The organism is Aequorivita sp. H23M31, assembly GCF_004022485.1.
In the GTDB taxonomy this organism is placed as follows: domain Bacteria; phylum Bacteroidota; class Bacteroidia; order Flavobacteriales; family Flavobacteriaceae; genus Aequorivita; species Aequorivita ciconiae.
On record NZ_CP034951.1, the window covers coordinates 101997 to 120823 of the forward strand.

The 18827-nt window shown below is 38.6% G+C and carries 18 protein-coding genes and 1 tRNA gene; 14 read left to right on the plus strand and 5 right to left on the minus strand.

From position 1 onward, the window contains the following. Positions 1 to 146 precede the first annotated feature (146 nt). Positions 147 to 1991, minus strand: a complete 1845-nt coding sequence (gene rho, locus EI546_RS00500; protein ID WP_128248708.1) for a transcription termination factor Rho — start codon at positions 1989 to 1991, stop codon at positions 147 to 149. A gap of 198 nt (positions 1992 to 2189) precedes the next feature. Here rho and EI546_RS00505 point away from each other — a divergent pair, with 198 nt between their 5' ends. Next, complete coding sequence (locus EI546_RS00505) at positions 2190 to 2600, plus strand: DUF4293 domain-containing protein (protein ID WP_128248709.1); 411 nt, start codon at positions 2190 to 2192, stop codon at positions 2598 to 2600. A 755-nt stretch (positions 2601 to 3355) separates the two neighbouring features. Here the strand turns inward: EI546_RS00505 and EI546_RS00510 are convergent. After that, positions 3356 to 3850, minus strand: coding sequence for a metallophosphoesterase family protein (locus EI546_RS00510; protein WP_128248710.1), 495 nt, complete (start codon positions 3848 to 3850; stop codon positions 3356 to 3358). 79 nt (positions 3851 to 3929) lie between these two features. Here EI546_RS00510 and truA point away from each other — a divergent pair, with 79 nt between their 5' ends. Together truA and EI546_RS00520 are read left to right on the plus strand one after the other, a co-directional pair. Continuing rightward, on the plus strand, positions 3930 to 4697 hold the full coding sequence (gene truA, locus EI546_RS00515) for a tRNA pseudouridine(38-40) synthase TruA (RefSeq protein ID WP_128248711.1): 768 nt from the start codon (positions 3930 to 3932) through the stop codon (positions 4695 to 4697). A 67-nt stretch (positions 4698 to 4764) separates the two neighbouring features. Next, positions 4765 to 6531, plus strand: coding sequence for an ABC transporter ATP-binding protein (locus tag EI546_RS00520; RefSeq protein WP_128248712.1), 1767 nt, complete (start codon positions 4765 to 4767; stop codon positions 6529 to 6531). Positions 6532 to 6551: 20 nt separating this feature from the next. Here the strand turns inward: EI546_RS00520 and EI546_RS00525 are convergent, their stop codons facing one another. Together EI546_RS00525 and folP are read right to left on the minus strand one after the other, a co-directional pair. After that, positions 6552 to 7325, minus strand: coding sequence for a diadenylate cyclase (locus tag EI546_RS00525; RefSeq protein WP_128248713.1), 774 nt, complete (start codon positions 7323 to 7325; stop codon positions 6552 to 6554). A 49-nt stretch (positions 7326 to 7374) separates the two neighbouring features. Next, on the minus strand, positions 7375 to 8202 hold the full coding sequence (folP, locus tag EI546_RS00530; protein WP_240673134.1) for a dihydropteroate synthase: 828 nt from the start codon (positions 8200 to 8202) through the stop codon (positions 7375 to 7377). Positions 8203 to 8255: 53 nt separating this feature from the next. On the opposite strand from folP, the gene EI546_RS00535 reads away from it, so the two are divergent. The 8 genes from EI546_RS00535 (at position 8256) to EI546_RS00570 (ending at position 15175) form a co-directional block, all read left to right on the plus strand. Continuing rightward, entirely contained in the window at positions 8256 to 8813 is a 558-nt protein-coding gene (locus EI546_RS00535; RefSeq protein ID WP_128248714.1) for a DUF1599 domain-containing protein, read from the plus strand. 22 nt (positions 8814 to 8835) lie between these two features. Then, positions 8836 to 10539, plus strand: a complete 1704-nt coding sequence (locus tag EI546_RS00540; RefSeq protein WP_128248715.1) for a BT_3928 family protein — start codon at positions 8836 to 8838, stop codon at positions 10537 to 10539. A 4-nt stretch (positions 10540 to 10543) separates the two neighbouring features. After that, entirely contained in the window at positions 10544 to 11620 is a 1077-nt protein-coding gene (locus EI546_RS00545; RefSeq protein ID WP_128248716.1) for an ABC transporter permease, read from the plus strand. Between the two features lie 107 nt (positions 11621 to 11727). After that, complete coding sequence (gene tpiA / locus EI546_RS00550; RefSeq protein ID WP_128248717.1) at positions 11728 to 12480, plus strand: triose-phosphate isomerase; 753 nt, start codon at positions 11728 to 11730, stop codon at positions 12478 to 12480. A gap of 118 nt (positions 12481 to 12598) precedes the next feature. Beyond that, entirely contained in the window at positions 12599 to 13441 is an 843-nt protein-coding gene (gene prmA, locus EI546_RS00555; protein ID WP_128248718.1) for a 50S ribosomal protein L11 methyltransferase, read from the plus strand. A 54-nt stretch (positions 13442 to 13495) separates the two neighbouring features. Beyond that, entirely contained in the window at positions 13496 to 13771 is a 276-nt protein-coding gene (locus EI546_RS00560; protein WP_128248719.1) for an ATP-dependent Clp protease adaptor ClpS, read from the plus strand. Between the two features lie 126 nt (positions 13772 to 13897). Next, positions 13898 to 13971, plus strand: a tRNA-Arg gene (locus tag EI546_RS00565). Between the two features lie 688 nt (positions 13972 to 14659). Further along, on the plus strand, positions 14660 to 15175 hold the full coding sequence (locus tag EI546_RS00570) for an adenine phosphoribosyltransferase (RefSeq protein ID WP_205649749.1): 516 nt from the start codon (positions 14660 to 14662) through the stop codon (positions 15173 to 15175). Here the strand turns inward: EI546_RS00570 and EI546_RS00575 are convergent. Next, complete coding sequence (locus EI546_RS00575) at positions 15172 to 15324, minus strand: SsrA-binding protein (RefSeq protein ID WP_128248721.1); 153 nt, start codon at positions 15322 to 15324, stop codon at positions 15172 to 15174. The genes EI546_RS00570 and EI546_RS00575 overlap by 4 nt on opposite strands. Before the next feature lie 136 nt (positions 15325 to 15460). Here EI546_RS00575 and EI546_RS00580 point away from each other — a divergent pair, with 136 nt between their 5' ends. The 3 genes from EI546_RS00580 to EI546_RS00590 all read left to right on the plus strand — a co-directional run bounded on the left by EI546_RS00580 (position 15461) and on the right by EI546_RS00590 (position 18784). Further along, complete coding sequence (locus tag EI546_RS00580) at positions 15461 to 15679, plus strand: VF530 family protein (protein WP_128248722.1); 219 nt, start codon at positions 15461 to 15463, stop codon at positions 15677 to 15679. Between the two features lie 94 nt (positions 15680 to 15773). Next, positions 15774 to 17327 carry a DEAD/DEAH box helicase gene (locus EI546_RS00585; protein ID WP_128248723.1) on the plus strand — a complete coding sequence of 518 codons (1554 nt, stop codon included), beginning with the start codon at positions 15774 to 15776 and terminating at the stop codon, positions 17325 to 17327. A 116-nt stretch (positions 17328 to 17443) separates the two neighbouring features. Beyond that, positions 17444 to 18784 (plus strand): DEAD/DEAH box helicase, encoded by a 1341-nt coding sequence (locus EI546_RS00590; protein ID WP_128248724.1) that lies wholly within the window; start codon positions 17444 to 17446, stop codon positions 18782 to 18784. The last annotated feature ends 43 nt before the right edge of the window (positions 18785 to 18827 follow it).

Here is an 18827-nt window from a genome sequence, read left to right on the forward strand (position 1 = left end):
CTCGAAATTCCCAAACCTTATTACCTTAGTAAGATGTAAATTGCAAGCCCACTAATCAGGTGTTTTAATGGTCTGTGTCCTTCATGAAAAAACTCCCCCAGAATTTATCTGAGGGAGTTTAAATAGTTAGAATAAACAGAGATTTCTTATCCGTTCATCGATATGAGAAATTCTTCGTTGTTTCTGGTTTTCTTGATCCTGTCATTAATAAATTCCATAGCTTCCACAGGGTTCATATCAGCTAGATATTTTCTCATCACCCACATTCTTTGAATGGTGTTTTCATCAAGTAACAAGTCGTCGCGACGTGTACTGGATGAAGTAAGGTCAATAGCTGGGAAAATTCTTCGGTTGGAAATCTTTCTGTCCAACTGTAGTTCCATATTACCGGTTCCCTTAAATTCCTCAAATATTACTTCGTCCATCTTTGAGCCTGTTTCAGTCAGAGCCGTTGCAATAATACTTAAAGAGCCGCCATTTTCAATATTTCGGGCAGCTCCAAAGAAACGTTTTGGTTTGTGAAGGGCATTGGCATCAACACCACCACTTAAAATCTTACCACTGGCAGGTTGTACGGTATTGTAGGCTCTGGCCAAACGTGTAATGGAATCTAAAAGAATTACGACGTCATGTCCACATTCCACCAATCTTTTGGCTTTGTCCAGTACTAGGTTTGCAACCCGAACGTGCTCCGTAGCTTCCTTGTCAAAGGTAGAAGCAACAACTTCGCCACGTACGTTTCGCTGCATATCCGTAACCTCTTCAGGCCGTTCATCGATAAGTAATATGATTTGATAAACCTCAGGGTGATTAGCAGCAATTGCGTTGGCAATATCTTTCAGCAGCATCGTTTTTCCCGTTTTGGGTTGAGATACTATCATTCCTCTCTGACCTTTTCCAATAGGTGCAAAAAGATCTATAATTCGTGTGGAAATAGTGCTTTGTTTATCGGCAATGTTGAACTTTTCTTGTGGAAAAAGAGGTGTTAAGTGCTCGAATGAAACTCTATCTCGAACAACATTAGGACTTAAACCATTTATTTTGTTCACCTTAATAAGAGGGAAATACTTTTCTCCTTCCTTGGGAGGTCGAACTTCTCCCAGTACTGTATCCCCGGATTTTAATCCGAATAATCTGATTTGTGATTGGGAAACGTAAATATCGTCAGGTGAGGATAAGTAATTATAATCACTGGATCTTAAAAATCCGTAGCCATCCTGCATAATATCTAGGACACCTTCGCTTTCGATAATACCATCAAATTCATAATCCGGCTCGCGATAACGGTTTCTGGAATCCTTGTTTCCATTCTTGTTATCCTGTACGTTGCCATCTTTTTGTTTATTAGATTGGTGTTTTTGTCTGTTATCCGTATTATGGCTATCAGATCGTTGGTGTTTTTGACGGCTGTCTTGGTCGCCAGAACTTTGTTTTTGCTGATGTTGTTGCTTTTTATCACTACTAGATCTATCGGGTCTATCGCTTCTGTCCGATCTATCTGTTTTATCAGATTTATCCATTTTATCTGTTCTGTCCATTCTATCCGACCTATCAGTTTTATCAGATCTATCCGATTTATCTGGTGTTGTACGCTTATCCTCACCTTGCTTCTTGTCGGAACCGCCAGTGGTGCTCGAATGTTGGGATTTTTGAGAATGGGATTTCTGAGGTTGGTTCTTCTGAGAATGTGGTTTTGAAGCTTGTGAACCTTTATTGCGGTCGTCGACCTGCTGCGAACGAGGATTAGAATCCTTTTTCTCACTGACTTCTTTTGGTGCTTCAGTCTTATTTACTTGTTTTGTATCTTCAGTTTCTGAAGATTCAGCGCTCAGAACAGCTTTTACTGCTTTTGGATTAGCAGCTTGGTAATCAAGAATTTGATATACTAGATCCAGCTTTTTTTGTGTGCGGTATTTTGGCACATTGAGTTCTTTCGCTATATCCTGAAGTTCGGGAAGCTTTTTGTTTTTTAATTCTGAAATGTCAAACATTTAAAAAATACTATTGTTAAGGTTATACTGTAAGTTTCCTTTGAGAAGGTAAGTACGTGAAAGTTTTTTGAAGACTAAGTAACCTCTATTGAAATGGTTACGGATTGATATTGCAATAATACGATAATAAATTAAATTTCCCTGTTATTTTTTTTAAAAAGAAAGAGTATTTTTGTCCCACAATTGTATTTCGGTAAGATGATCCAGCGTATTCAAACAGTATATTTAGTTATTTCCATTTTATTGATGGGAGCTTTATTTATGTGGTTTCCAGTGATATTGGGAACTGATGGTTCTGTTATTATTGAACGCAGCGAACCTTGGGTTTTTGGATTAATTTTTGTTTCCATACTTTTGGGAATTATTTCGATTTTAAGTTTCAAGAAACGGCAGACACAATTTGTTCTTAACCGTTTGAATATCATATCAAATTTTGTATTACTAGGAGTTTTCGTTTACAGATCGCTCACTTTATCCGGAGAAACCTTGGTTTCTGAGAAGGGTATTGGGGTTTTAATTCCCATCATTTCTATCGTGTTTTTAGTGCTGGCCAACAAGGCCATTAAACGGGATGAGGACCTTGTAAAATCTGTTGATCGTTTACGATAAACCAATCTTGGTATATTAGTGCAAAACCCCCTGAGAATGCCATCTTTGGGGGTTTTTTGTTTAGCCTCCCCAGTTAAATGGAAAAAGTTCTATTTATTACCAAAGGTGGTCGTGTAATTTCTATAAGGCAGCGCAATGAAAATTATTATGAAAGCCGAATCAAAGGTGGCTGAGTGAATTTCTATAAGCGAAGCGCAATAGAAATTCTTACCGAAGCCCAATTCTAAGGTGGCTGAGTGAATTTCTATTTGCGGAGCAAAAGGAAATTTTTACCGAAGCCTTTTCTTTCAAATAAATCAAAGGTGGCTGAGTGAATTTCTATAAGCGCAGCGCACTAGAAATTTTTACCGAAGCCCAATTCTAAGGTGGCTGAGTGAATTTCTATTTGCGGAGCAAAAGGAAATTTTTACCGAAGCCTTTTCTTTCAAATAAATCAAAGGTGGCTGAGTGAATTTCTATAATCGCAGCGCAATAGAAATTTTTACCGAAGCCCAATTCTAAGGTGGCTGAGTGAATTTCTATTTGCGGAGCAAAAGGAAATTTTTACCGAAGCCTTTTCTTTCAAATAAATCAAAGGTGGCTGAGTGAATTTCTATAATCGCAGCGCAATAGAAATTTTTACCGAAGCCCAATTCTAAGGTGGCTGAGTGAATTTCTATTTGCGGAGCAAAAGGAAATTTTTACCGAAGCCTTTTCTTTCAAATAAATCAAAGGTGGCTGAGTGAATTTCTATAAGCGCAGCGCAATAGAAATTTTTACCGAAGCCCGAATTCAACCACCTCCAGATTTTGAATAATCTTCCCATCAATCTCGAACCGCAGCATAGTTCTAACCTTATGAAACCCCTGTTTTCCTACTGCACCGGGATTCATATGTAAAAGTCCCGTTTTTTTATCTGGCATTACTTTTAGAATATGGGAATGGCCACTAATAAAAATCTTCGGAGGATTTGAGTATATCTCTTGCCTTATCGAGGGATTATATCGGCCTGGATAGCCTCCAATGTGGGTTATCCAAACATCTACTTCCTCGCAAAAAAATCGGTTGTGAAGAGGGAATTCCAATCTGGCTTCCTTGTTGTCAATGTTTCCATAAACCGCTCTTAATGGTTTTAACGCCTTTATGGTATCGGTAACCGAAAGATCCCCAATATCGCCGGCATGCCAAACCTCATCGGCCTGTTCTACATATTTCAGGATTTTGTCATCAATATAACTATGCGTGTCGCTAAGAAGGAGGATTTTTTTCAATGGACAATTAGAATTCAGAAAAGCGAAGTTATTAAGATTTTCCCCATTTATACCAAATGATGGTGTGTAAATCGTAATTTTGTCAATTGTAAAAAAAGAATTATTGCGGTATTTTGTCGAGATAGCTTATAATGGGAAGCATTATTTTGGTTGGCAGCGTCAGCCTAACCAAATGAGTGTACAACAGGTTGTAGAGGAGGCTCTGTCGTTAATTCTTCGTTCCGAAATAAAGGTGGTCGCAGCGGGTAGAACCGATACTGGAGTGCACGCAATGCAACTCTTTGCTCATTTTGATTGTGAGGAAATTGAGGTAAACGAAAGATTGATATTTAGAATCAATTCCTTTCTGCCCCAGGATATTTCGATAAAGAACATCTTACGGGTTACTGATGATGCGCATGCGCGTTTCGATGCGGTTCAAAGGGAATATGAATACCGGATTTCATTAGGAAAAAATCCGTTTAATTTCGATTTAACGTATCAATTGTATAATAAGCCAAATATTGAAGCGATGAACCAAGCAGCGAAATTATTGCTTGTGCATACAGACTTTCAATGTTTTTCGCGCTCTAAAACAGACGTAAAAACCTATATCTGTAAGATCGTAAAAGCGCAATGGGAGGAAAGAGATGACATTTTGGTATTCACAGTTATAGCGGACCGGTTTTTGCGAAATATGGTCCGGGCAATTGTAGGGACGCTTTTGGATATAGGATTTGGAAAAACTACATTATCCGAATTTCAGGAAATCCTTAATAGCCAAGATAGGAGCGAAGCGGGGGCTTCGGCTCCTGCCCACGGACTCTATTTAAGAAGGGTAGTATATCCTGAAAGCTTATTTTTATAGTTTCAAATAATCCATCGATTAAAATTTAATCAGTTTTTAATTTAATCAAGTTACAAATAATATAAAAGTGTCAAAATCCACAGGGAACGCATTCGATTTTAAACTCTTCAAACGGTTATTGGCCTTTACCAAGCCATACCAGTTGGCATTTTATTTTGTTGCCTTGGCAGCGATTATTATGTCCGTTCTTGCTGTCTTGCGGCCTTATTTACTGAAATTGGCCATTGATGATTCCATTGTTCCAAAAGATGGAGAGGGCTTTATGAAATATGTCATCTTGATGATGGTTGTCCTGATGTTGGAGGTTATTTTTCAATTTGCCTTTATTTTCTATGCGAACTGGCTGGGGCAAAGTGTAATCCGCGATCTTCGACAAAAACTTTTCCGCCTGATGGTGAGTTTCAAAATGAAATATTTTGATAAGAGCGCCGTCGGAAGATTGACAACCCGTGCAGTTAATGATGTGGAAACCATTTCGAGTATCTTCAGTGAGGGTTTATTTATGATTATAAGCGATTTGCTTAAAATGGTGGTAATTGCTGGGTTTATGCTTACGCAAAGCTGGCGACTATCCCTAATTGTTTTTATTGTCCTCCCCTTTATTTTGTATGCTACCCGGGTTTTTCAAAAAGCAATGAAAGTTGCTTTTGAGGATGTAAGAAATCAAGTTGCAAATCTTAATTCATTTGTGCAGGAGCGGATAACGGGAATGAAAATAGTCCAAATATTTACACGCGAAAAGACGGAATACGACCAATTTACCGAAATAAACAAGAGTCATAGAAAAGCTTGGATAAAGACAGTTTGGTATAACTCAATTTTTTTCCCCATTGCAGAGATGACTGGAGCGATTGCTACCGGTTTGGTAGTATGGTATGGTGGTTTGAACGTAATCGGTGGCGGTTTTGTTACCTTGGGTATTATTACCGCGTTTATACAATATGCTGAAATGCTTTTTAGACCACTTCGACAAATCGCGGATAAATTCAATACTCTCCAAATGGGAATGGTTGCCGCAAACCGTGTTTTTGGTATTCTGGATACCAAATCCCATATTCCAGATAACGGAACCGTTGATTATACTAATACCAACGGGAAGATAGAATTTAGGGATGTGCATTTTGGATATAATCCAGAGGAAGAAGTGATAAAAGGGATTTCCTTTACAGCGAATCCTGGAGAAACAATTGCCATTGTAGGTGCAACCGGAGCGGGAAAAACAACCATAATCAACCTTTTAAACCGGTTTTATGAGATTGATGGTGGAGAAATACTTATTGACGACATTCCTTTAAAGGATTATAAATTGGCATCTATAAGAAATCAGATAGCGGTTGTCCTTCAAGACGTCTTCCTCTTTGCCGATTCCATATTGAACAATATTACGCTCAACAATCCCGAGATTTCCGAGGAGGAGGTAAGGGCTGCTGCCAAGGAAATAGGAGTGGATAAATTTATAGAATCACTTCCGGGCGGGTATCATTATAACGTTAAGGAACGCGGGAGTATGCTCTCTTCCGGACAACGACAACTTATTTCATTTTTGCGCGCCTATGTTAGCAATCCTAGTATTTTGATTTTGGATGAGGCCACTTCTTCGGTAGATACTTATTCGGAAGAAATGATCCAGACTGCCACTTTAAAGATAACCGAGAACCGTACTTCTATAGTAATCGCACATAGATTGGCAACCATAAAGAAGGCCGATAAAATTATCGTTATGGATGCTGGAAAAATTGTGGAAGAAGGCAAGCACAAACAACTTCTAAAAATTGAAAATGGGTATTACCGAAATCTGTATGAAGTTCAATTTATGAAGGAAGAGGCGGTTTAAGTGTTTGGCTTTTTTATGTTTTAGCTCAAATCTTTCTTCAGAAGTTTCAATAATTCATCTGTGTCTTCAAACAATACAAAATCCCCATCCTTCAAATAGGAAATCCCTCCATTTTCTTCAGAAACTACCAAGGAAACGGCATCTGTCTTTTCGGTAATTCCTACGGCAGCCCGGTGACGGAGACCGAAGCGCAAGGGAATGGTTCTGTCGTTTGATACTGGAAGTATCACCCGCGTGGCAGTAATTTTATTATCCTCAATTATAATAGCGCCATCGTGAAGGGGACTGTTCTTAAAAAAGATGCTTTCAATAATTGGCTGGTTGACTTCCAGATTCATTTGGTCCCCGGTATTTTTTACAAAATCCAATTTATTATTGCGTTGAATAACGATTAGCGCACCGGTATTGGAAGCAGACATTTTTTTGCAAGCAGCAATTATGCCTTCCAAATTCATCTTAGGGCCGCTTTCTCTCCCAAAAAAATGGAATTTTTTGAGTATTCGTTTTCGGGCGTTAAAATTTGTGGAGCCCAACATCAAGAGAAATTTCCGTATTTCGGGTTGAAAGACAACCACAAGGGCAAACATTCCCACTCCCAGAAACCCTCCAAGGATTTTACTAAGAAGTTCCATTTCCAAAAGCTGGGTAAATACATAAATTGCATAAACAATTATTATGCCCACCAGAATATTGATGGCTACTGTGCCTTTTACCAAATTATACAGATAATACAGCAATGCGGCTACCAATACAATGTCCACAATATCTATTATTCGTATGTCTAGTAATTCCAAAGAAGAATGTTTTTTGTAAAAGTACTTTAAAAAAATTAATGAATAATGGTCAACATTTCAGCTTTTCAATTAGTTTAATAGTCTCGGCTGCTTCCTTTACATCGTGGACCCGAAGAAGTTTTGCTCCCTTCTGAAGAGCGACCGTATTTAAAACGGTTGTACCGTTTAACGCTTCATCTGCAGAAATCCCCAAGGTTTTATAAACAAACGATTTTCTTGAAATTCCAGCTAAAATGGGAACATTCAGATTTTGAAAAAGTTCAAGATTATTTAAAAGCTCAAAGCTCTGCTCCCTGTTTTTAGCAAATCCAAATCCCGGGTCGACAATAATATCATTTATGCCAGCTCGACGGCACTGAGCGATTTTTTCTGAAAGATCTTTTAAAACTTCGAGGGTAACATTGTCATAGTCCGTAAGTGCCGTCATCGTTTTTGGAGTTCCGCGCATATGCATAAGCACGTAAGGAGCATTCAGCTGGGCGACAGTTGCATACATTTCCTTGTCCATGGTACCTCCCGATACATCATTTACCAAAGTTGCTCCTGCGAGCACCGCCTCTTTCGCGACCTTACTTCTAAAGGTATCCACCGAGATTAATGCTTGAGGAAATTTCTTCAAGATTAAATGGATAGCATTTACAACTCGTTTTGTTTCCTCGATTTCTGAAACGTCCACCGCGTTTGGTCGGCTGCTATATCCGCCTACATCGAGAAAAGTCGCTCCTTCCGAGAGCATGGTCTCGGCTTGGATCAAGATATCTTTATCAGAAAAACTTTTACCGCCATCGTAAAAAGAATCTGGCGTAACGTTTATTATCCCCATTGTTTTAGGGGTTTCAAGATCGATAAGAGTACCGCGGCAATTAAGTGTATGCAATTTTTTAGATTGATTTATTTAAGCGAAATTTACACAAATTCTTACAATTGCAAATGAAAGACACCTCAAATCAATTTAACGATCAGATTGAAAAATGTAGGGAGCTGTTTATCAATAAAATGCACGACTACGGAAGTGCTTGGCGTATTCTACGTCTTCCCTCTCTTACGGATCAGATTTTTATCAAAGCACAGCGGATCCGAGGATTGCAACAGAATTTGGAACAGAAGATTCAGGAGGATGAGACCAGTGAATTTATAGGAATTGTAAATTATTCCGTAATGGCTTTGATCCAATTGCAAAAAGGTGTTGTGGAACAGCCAGATTTATCGGTTGAAGAAGCCACCCAGCTATATGATGAACAAGTCGCTCAGACCAAACAGTTGATGATGGACAAAAATCACGATTATGGCGAGGCTTGGCGCGATATGCGGATAAGCTCCTTAACCGATTTGATTTTGCAGAAATTACTTCGCGTAAAGCAAATAGAAAACAACCAGGGAAAAACCAGGGTTTCTGAGGGTATTGATGCCAATTATCAAGACATGATAAACTACGCTGTATTCGCCCTTATTCATTTGGATGAGCAGGACGAGGATTCAAAGAAATAATTATCCATATCATTTAGAATTTATGAAATATATAGTAGGATTAGCCCGATTAATTGTTGGAGTTCTTTTTATCATCAGTGGTTTGATCAAACTGAACGATCCCGTAGGATTTTCATTTAAACTTCAGGATTATTTTGCGCCTGAAGTTCTGGATCTAGGATTTCTAGTTCCTTATTCGCTCTTGATCGCGATTGTTCTGGTTATTGTGGAAGTTTTACTTGGAGTCGCGCTATTGTTGGGATACTTTAAGAAACTGACATTATGGGCTTTGCTCTTAATGATTGTGTTTTTCACTTTCCTTACTTTTTACTCCGCATATTTTAATAAAGTAACAGACTGTGGCTGTTTTGGGGATGCCCTACCACTTACGCCTTGGGAATCCTTCAGTAAGGATATTGTATTGCTAGTCCTGATTCTGATTCTGTTTATTGGAAGAAGGTATATCAGGCCTTTGTTGACTACCGGAATTCGAAGTTTAATAGTTTTTATCACCCTGCTAGTATGTATTGGAATTGCTTATTACGTACTTCATCATCTGCCAATCATTGATTTCCGTCCCTATAAAATTGGAGCGAATATCCAAGAAGGAATGTCCGTGCCAGAAGGGGCGCCCCAGCCAATTTTTGAATATAAATGGAGATTTTTGGTAAATGGAGAGGAAAAGATAATTACCACCAATGGCGATTACCCTCAAGTAGATGGAGAGTTTGTTGATGTAGATACCAAAATGATACAAGAAGGTTATACGCCTCCTATTCATGATTTTATGATGGAGCGGGATGGAGAGGATTATACATCAGAATTTTTGAACGAGGATAATCTTATTGTCATAGTTGCCTACAGCTTGGGCAATACCGAGAAGGATGGATATCTTCCGGTGAAGAAGATTACCGACGAGGCTTTGAAAAAAGGATATAAGGTAATAGGACTTTCTGCTTCTTCACAACAGACCACCGAAGAATTGGCCGAGGAGTATAAGCTAAACTTTAAATTTTATTTCTGTGATGAAACCACTCTTAAGACAATTGTGCGGAGCAACCCCGGAATTTTAGAATTGGACAAAGGCACCATCCAGCAAAAATTACATTGGCGCGATGCAGATAAGTTGAAATTGCCAGTAGTGGAGAATGCCCAGCCCAAGCTGGATTTAAGTATGAAACGGCATTTGGATAGTATCGGAGTTCTCGATCAAAAATATAGAAAACTGATGAACGAGGACTCTCCAGAAGCCCGCGCAAAACTTGGAAAGGAAATGGGACTTTCGGAAGCGGAATACAGTGGCGATCTATGGAAAATGCAGGTCGTTCTAGACAGTGCAAATATGAATTATATTGAAAAAATATTCAATTCACAGGGCTATCCGGGCAAGTCGATGGTTGGTGAACCAACAAATACGGTGGCTTGGTATGTTTTACAACATTCAGATAAAATAGATCAATATTTACCTCTGATCAAAAAAGCTGGTGAGGCCGGAGAAATTCCAATGAATTTGGTCGCTATGATGGAAGACAGACAATTGATGCACGAAGGAAAACCACAAGTATATGGCACACAAGGTAGAATGGATGAGGATAAAAAGTATATATGGCCCATAGAAAATCCAGAAAGCGTCAACGAGAGAAGAAAAAAGGCGGGTTTTGATACGACCATTGAAGAATATGCCAAACAACTGTTCGGCCAAGATTTTGAATATCAGCCTTTAACAATGGACCAAATAAACCCCTAAGAAGGTGGTTGGCTATATACTTCAAAAATTAGGATATGCCTTTGTAACCCTCTTCGGGGTGGTAACGGTTATTTTCGTTCTGTTTGCCATACTGCCGGGCGATCCTGCGCGAATGATGCTCGGTCAAAACGAAAATGCCGAACAACTTGCCATGGTAAAGAAGAAGTATGGATTTGACCAACCCATTTCCGTTCAATACCTTCGATATCTGAACGATCTATCCCCTCTTTCCTTCCATAGTAAAAATCCCGAAGATTATACTTACCTCCGAGATGGTAAGTATTCTGCTGTCAAATTATTCTCATTTGAAAATATAAATGTGGCATTAAAATTTCCTTATTTGCGCGAATCTTTCCAAAAGAATGGAAAGGAGGTAAGTGAAGTAATTGCCGAAACCCTGCCTAATACTTTTGTGCTTGCCATATCTGCAATCGTTATTGCTATGGTTATTGGGGTTTTCCTCGGAATAATTTCCGTCCTTTTCAAAGACGGTTTTGTGGACAGAATAATCCAGTTGTTAAGTACCTTGGGAATGAGTGTTCCCTCGTTTTTCAGTGCGATAATTTTTGCGTGGATATTTGGATTTCTCCTTCATAAATACACCCATTTAAATATGACCGGAAGTTTATATGAAGTAGACGATTTTGGAAATGGAAAGCATATTCAATGGAAAAACCTGATTCTCCCTGCCATAGTCTTGGGAATTCGTCCTCTCGCCGTGGTCAGCCAACTGATGCGCAACTCGTTATTGGAAGTTCTGGATCAAGAGTATATTCGAACGGCAAAAGCCAAGGGACTTTCCTTTTACCAAATAATTAAAAGACACGCCTTGAAAAACTCCTTAAATCCAGTAATTACCGCCATATCTGGATGGTTCGCCTCAATGTTGGCAGGTGCGGTTTTCGTAGAGTATATTTTTGGATGGAACGGTTTGGGAAAAGAAATAGTGAATGCTTTGAATACCCTCGATCTCCCGGTAATAATGGGGGCGGTTATTGTGATTGCAACTTTGTTTATTTTAATCAACATTTTTGTTGATATTGTTTATGGATGGTTGGATCCGAAGATAAGTAGGCAATAAATTTTATGGAATAGTATTAACTTTATACTACTTTGTTTTATATGAACCTGTTTCCCGATCACATCCAGAAATAAGTTTTAAAAGATATTAATTTAATAAATCATATTATGAGAAGGAAAATAGTTGCAGGAAACTGGAAGATGAATTACGATCTATCGGAGACCGAATCTTTTTTATCCAGTTTTAAAGAACAAGTGAGGCCAGAAGATGTTGAGGTTATGATAGCCCCCGCTTTTACCAACCTTAACCACGCGTTTAAATCCCTTCGGGACCACGACGTAAAGGTAGTTGCCCAGAATATGCATCAATGCGAATCGGGGGCCTATACGGGCGAGATTTCAGCCAAAATGCTGCTGAGCGTAGGAGTAAAATCCGTAATTCTAGGCCATAGCGAGCGTCGGGAATATTTTAATGAAACCAATAAGACCTTGGCTGAAAAGGTGGAAACGGCATTAAAACATGAAATGGCCATTATTTTCTGCGTGGGAGAAGAGGAGGATAAACGAGATAATGGAACTTATTTTGATTTCGTTAAAAAGCAACTTTCAGAAGGACTTTTTCATATTTCGAAAGAGGATTGGAAGAGTGTAATTGTGGCTTATGAACCAATATGGGCCATTGGAACTGGAAAAACCGCAAGTCCGGAACAAGTTCAGGAAATGCACGAATTTATTCGAAATACCATTCAAAATGATTTTTCTGAAGGTGTGGCAGAAGGCGTTCCCATTCTTTACGGCGGAAGTGTGAAACCAGACAATGCCAAGGAAATTTTCAGCAAAGAAGATGTTGATGGAGGACTCATTGGTGGAGCCTCGCTTGAAGTAGAAAGTTTTATGAAAATTATAAACGCTTTTAAATAAAATATTAGAATTGGGAAAAGTAAATCTTCTTTTTGGTCGTGTTTCCTGGCTTACTTCAGTCTGGGCTCCTTCCACTCGTGGTTCCTACTCTGCATCCAAATTCATATAACTACTAACTATGTCGCAAATATATATAGAATACATTTTTAAAGTTGAACCCAGACAATTGGGAACAGAAATCTTAATCGCCGAATTAGGGTATGCCGGATTCGAGAGTTTTGTAGAAACCGAGGAGGGGGTAAAAGCCTATATTCAGAAAGATGAATGGAACGAAGCTATCTTGGAAGATGTAAATATTTTGGATTCCGATGAATTCGAGATTTCCTACAAAATGACCGAAATAGAACAGGTTAATTGGAACTCGGAATGGGAGAAAAATTTTGATCCCATTGAGGTGGACGGAAAGTGTACGGTGCGTGCGCCCTTTCATCCACATAAGGATTTTGAGTATGAAATTGTTATCGAACCGAAAATGTCTTTTGGTACAGGCCATCACGAAACAACTTTTATGATGCTTCAATTTATTCTTGAAAATGATTTTAAGGGGAAATCAGTTTTGGATATGGGCTGCGGCACTGCGGTATTAGCGATTCTTGCAGAAATGAGGGGCGCTTCAGAAATTGAAGCCATTGATATTGATGAATGGTGTTTTGAGAATTCTATGGAAAATATACAGCGAAACAATTGTAAGAATATTATGGTAAAATTGGGAAATGCCTCTATGTTGGGTGCCAATAAATTTGACACCATTATTGCCAACATTAACAGGAATATACTTTTAAATGACATGGCCAGTTATGTTGAAAGTTTAAATCCGAGAGGTACTATTTTTTTAAGCGGATTTTATGAGGATGATTTAGGCGCCATTACTGATTGTTGCAATAATCTTGGCCTTCAATTCGTTGAGAACAAGAGCAAGAACAAATGGGTGGCCGCCAAATTCCGGTTGTCGGCCACTTAAAAGAATGATAAATTTTGGGATTTCTCATTTGTTTTTTGGAATTTTATAGATGTTATGGGTACTAAGGAAAAAATACAGGAAGAAATATCTGTTGCGGAGAAGGAAAGTGAACAGAACGAGATTATTCTTTATAATGATGATGTAAACACTTTTGATCATGTAATCAATACGCTGATTTATGCGTGTGAGCACACTCCCGAGCAGGCGGAGCAATGTTCTATAATTGTACACTACAAAGGAAAATGTACGGTTAAGACGGGAAATATCGAAGAGCTGGAGCCTCGTTGTTTAATGTTGTTGGATGCCGGCTTGAGCGCTGAAATTATTTAAGCATCAATTTTTTGAATTTGATTGTGGTAAATATGAGTATTTCTTTATATTTGCACCCCATTAGAACGCTATAAACCATTCTGAATTCGTTTAAGTCTGGTAATCCAATAGAAGTTCTTCAATCAAGGCCTTGTGGCGCAACTGAATAGCGCACCTGATTACGGCTCAGGAGGTTCCAGGTTTGAATCCTGGCAAGGTCACTTAGAGCGAAAAGTCTGCACGAGAGTGCAGACTTTTTTTATTCCCAACCCGTCAAAAGCCCTTCAGCTTTTGTAAGGGTTTGGAATAAAAAAAGTCACACCGCTTCTTCTGCGGTGTGTACTTTTCATTGTAAGGCGGGAGCTTTTTCAGGATATGTAATCCTGGCCTTCTAAATTTCAAAATTTTCTATGTTTAAACAAAAGCCCTTCAGCTTTTGTAAGGGCTTGGAATAAAAAAGTCACACCGCTTTTTCTGCGGTGTGTACTTTTCATTAGTTTTAAATTCAGGTTTCGTTGCAGAAATTTAGTAAGGTGTAGTTTGACACGAATTCACGAATATGTTTTAAAAGAATCAGTGAATCGTGCTAATCTTTGACTCGAACTTTGAGTCCACATCAGATATTACCCTCTTAAATATCTATACTATCTGATCTTATTTTTAATGGAATAAGGAATAAGGTATCGTGATCTCTCTTAAGATTAAGTTACTAAGGTAATACGGTATTCAAATTTCCTTTTTAGATCTACTTAATAAGATAAAAAGGTTTTAGGAAGGATTATTCCCACTCGCCCGTATAATAAGCGTAAACCTCAATCAAAGTTATTCAACTGGAACAATTAAATAAATTACCATAACACAAAAGAACACAGCCTTATATTGCTTTAATTTTTTTCAATATTTTTGTGTATGCTAAAAATTGAAGATTACATCAGAGATATACCCGATTTTCCCAAACCCGGTATTCTGTTTAGAGATATTACGCCATTGTTGGAAAGCAGCGAAGCGACTGAGACTTGTGTTCAACAGCTTCTAGCTATGATTGAAGGGCAAAAGATTGATAAGGTGGTAGCCATAGAGTCCCGTGGATTCTTTTTCGGAATTCTACTGGCCCAAGCATTAAAGGTTGGCTTTGTCCCTATTCGTAAACCTGGAAAACTACCCTACAAAAGTTTTAAGGAACCATATAATCTGGAATATGGAATGGATGCACTCGAAATTCACGAAGATGCCATTACAGAAGGAGAGCGTGTTTTAGTACACGATGATGTGCTGGCAACAGGCGGTACGGCAAGAGCAGCATGCAATTTGGTAGAAAAATTGGGTGGAAAAGTCGTACAATGCAATTTCCTAATCGAACTCAAATCTCTTAAGGGCATTCAAAAGTTAAAGAATCAAGAGGTGAGGACTTTATTAAAATATTAATCCAGGGAATTTTTGGTCACCCACAATTTATATGCAAAAACGGCCATCTGCAATTTGGAAGCTTTGGACAAATCCACTTTCTCTTTCGTAAGGCTTGGCAATATTTTCTTATTTAGTTTTGCCAGCAATTTAAATACGGTTTTTTTCATATAATTTTTAATTATTGCTGTCGGTTATCCATCAAAGATACGGTTTCTGGGTAGTTTAATAATTAACAGGAAATTCAAGTATTTTTAAAAACAAAAGAACGCAATTGTTTCCAGCATCTTCCAAAAACAAAAATCTATGAACAAAGAACAACCCAACAATCCATTGCACGGAGTCAAGCTTGCCGATATACTGGAACATCTGGTAGATTTTTATGGATGGGAAGTTTTGGGTGAGCGAATCCGGATTAGATGCTTTAATGATAATCCTTCGATAAAATCAAGTCTCGTTTTTTTACGAAAAACACCTTGGGCAAGAGAAAAAGTAGAAAACTTATATCTCAAGACCCCGAAATGATAGGACTTTCGGTTCTTTTCCATATTTCTCTGTAATTCTTCGTGCAATACCTTTAAAAGTGTGTAATTTTGCATCCCCAAAAATAAGAGGAGGCATGATAGATACGACCCAAGCAATTCAAGATAAAAAGACAGATAAGGAACTTTACAGTTACCAAAAAGGTGCCATTGATAAGATTTTTGAAAAGTTTGAAACAGCGCCCGATGATTACCATTTACTGTATCAACTACCAACAGGTGGAGGGAAGACAGTTATTTTCTCTGAAATCGTTAGGCAATACCTAAAAAATCATCAAAAAAAGGTTCTGGTAATGACGCATCGAGTGGAACTGTGCAAGCAGACTTCCGAGATGTTGACTGGTTTTGGAGTGGTAAACAAAGTGGTAAACAGCACTGCCGATCTTTCCGATCAAGATGAGTATAGCTGTTTTGTTGCAATGGTGGAGACGCTTAATAACAGGCTGAACGATGACAAGCTTGATATTTCAGGAGTAGGTCTGGTTATTATTGACGAGGCCCATTACAATTCATTTACCAAATTGTTCAAGTTTTTTGAGAAGTCATTTATCCTCGGAGTTACCGCAACTCCTTTAAGTTCAAATCGAAACCTTCCGATGAGGGATAACTATAACGAATTGATTGTAGGGGAGAGTATCCAGTCACTTATCGACAATGAATTCTTGGCCCAAGTAGAGGTTTTTCAGTACAATATGGGGCTCACCTCTCTGGAGATTGGTCCCAATGGGGATTATACCGTAAAGTCATCTGATGATCTCTATTCCGCAGTGAATATGTTGGATCAGCTATTGCAGGCCTATCTTACGCACGCAAAGGGCAATAAAACTCTGATTTTTAACAACGGAATAAACACATCCATCCAAGTTTACTACCATTTAAGAGCGGAGGGATTGCCCATAATGCATTTGGACAATACCGCTACCAAGAAACAGCGTAAAAAAATATTAAAATGGTTTCATGAAACCCCGGATGCAATTTTGACTTCCGTTAGTATTTTGACTACAGGCTTCGACGAACCAACGATCGATACCATAATTCTGAATAGAGCTACACGTTCGCTGACTCTTTACTTTCAGATGATTGGTAGAGGTTCGCGGATATTGAACAACAAATCCTCTTTTAGCGTAATTGATCTGGGGAACAACTATCAAAGGTTCGGCCCTTGGGAGGCTCCCTTGGATTGGCAGGCTATCTTCAACAACCCCAATTATTATATGGATAATCTGTATAGTGATGAGGAGTTGGAAAGCAATTTCACTTATGAAATGCCTGATGAACTGCGTGCTGAATTCGCTAAGAGTAAAGATGTTTATTTCGATATTAAAGGCACCTACCAGGACGCTACTTTTAAGGGCGAGTCTTCGAAAGTGGTACTGGAACGGTCCATAGCACAACACGCTTATATATGTGTTGAAAACAGTGAGGATGTTTATGACGCCTTGGGCTTGGCAAAAATGCTGGGTGAAGATATTGATTATCGTATTGATAGATATGCCAAGTGCATCAGTAAAAGCACTAAAAATTTTATCAGTTGGTTAAAGGACGATTATCGCCTCAAACTGCGTGCACATCTGCGGGATAATTTTGTTGAGATCTATGAAGAAATCCACGGATTTCCTCCTGAAGATTAAAAATTTAAGGTCTTTTTAAAGGAGATTTTATTTTTACCTTTCGGTCAAGATTCTGAATGCTCAAATTCTTAACTGCGGAACAACAAAACATTATATTTGCTTCAAAATCGAGCACAATGGAACCATTTAGTGAGTTTGCTATCAATAACCAATTGCGAAATGCCATTGTGGACCTCGGATTTGAAAATCCTACTCCCATTCAGGCACAGTCATTTCCGGTAATTCTTTCGGGTGTGGATATGGTAGGAATTGCCCAGACGGGTACAGGAAAAACTTTTGCCTATATGTTGCCCATCCTTCAGGAGCTAAAGTTTTCTAAGGAAATTCATCCACGGATCTTGCTTTTGGTTCCTACACGCGAATTGGTTATACAAGGAGTGGAGGACATTGAAAAATTCGCAAAGTATATGTCCGTTCGAGTGCTTGGTGTATATGGAGGCACTAATATAAACCGGCAGAAAGAGGCTTTGACCGAGGGTGTAGATATACTGGTTGCTACTCCCGGAAGGTTGTACGACCTGGTTATCAGTAGGGCTGTTCAGTTTAAGGGAATCAAAAAAGTTGTGATTGACGAAGTAGATGTTATGCTCGATCTTGGCTTTCGTTTTCAGTTGACAAATATTCTCGAATTGCTTCCGAAGAAAAGACAGAACATCATGTTCTCGGCAACTATGACCGAAGAGGTAAATACGTTTATCCACGATTTCTTTATTGCACCCAAAACCGTTTCTGTGGCAATTAGCGGAACTCCTCTGGAAAATATTGCTCAATACGGATATTCAGTAGTTAATTTCTACACCAAACTCAATCTCTTGATCCATTTGTTTCAAGATGAAAAAACTTATAGAAAAGTCCTCATTTTTGTTCCTAACAAGAAAAGCGCAGACCTTATTTTTGAAGTTTTGGATGATTTCTTTGGAAAGGAGGTAGCTGTTATCCATTCAAATAAGACGCAAAATTATAGGATCCGTTCCATTGAAGATTTCAACGAAGAGCGAACCCGCATCCTGGTTACTACAGACATTATGGCTCGTGGTTTGGACCTTGATCAAATTTCCCACGTGATTAATTTTGATACCCCTGCGTTTCCTGAAAACTATATGCACCGGATTGGCCGAACTGGAAGAGCGGAACAAAATGGTACTTCAATTCTTTTGACTACTGAATCTGAAGAAGGTTATAAAACTGCTATCGAAAACCTGATGGATTTAAAGATTAATATGTTGGAACTACCTTCCGAAGTTCAGATTTCCGAAAAACTGACTGCGGAGGAAAGACCCGAAGTGGTGGAAATAAATAACCCCACTAAAAAAGAGGAGGTGGGTCCCGCCTTTCACGAAAAAAAGGAGAAAAATAAAAAGGAAAACCAAGGTGGTTCTTACAAAAGGATCATCAAACAGAAATACAAAAAGCCTAAAACCCGAGGTGATAAAAATTTCAATAAACGGAAAAAGTGATCACGAAAATCCTATTAATTTGATGTCTTTATAGCCAAGTCGA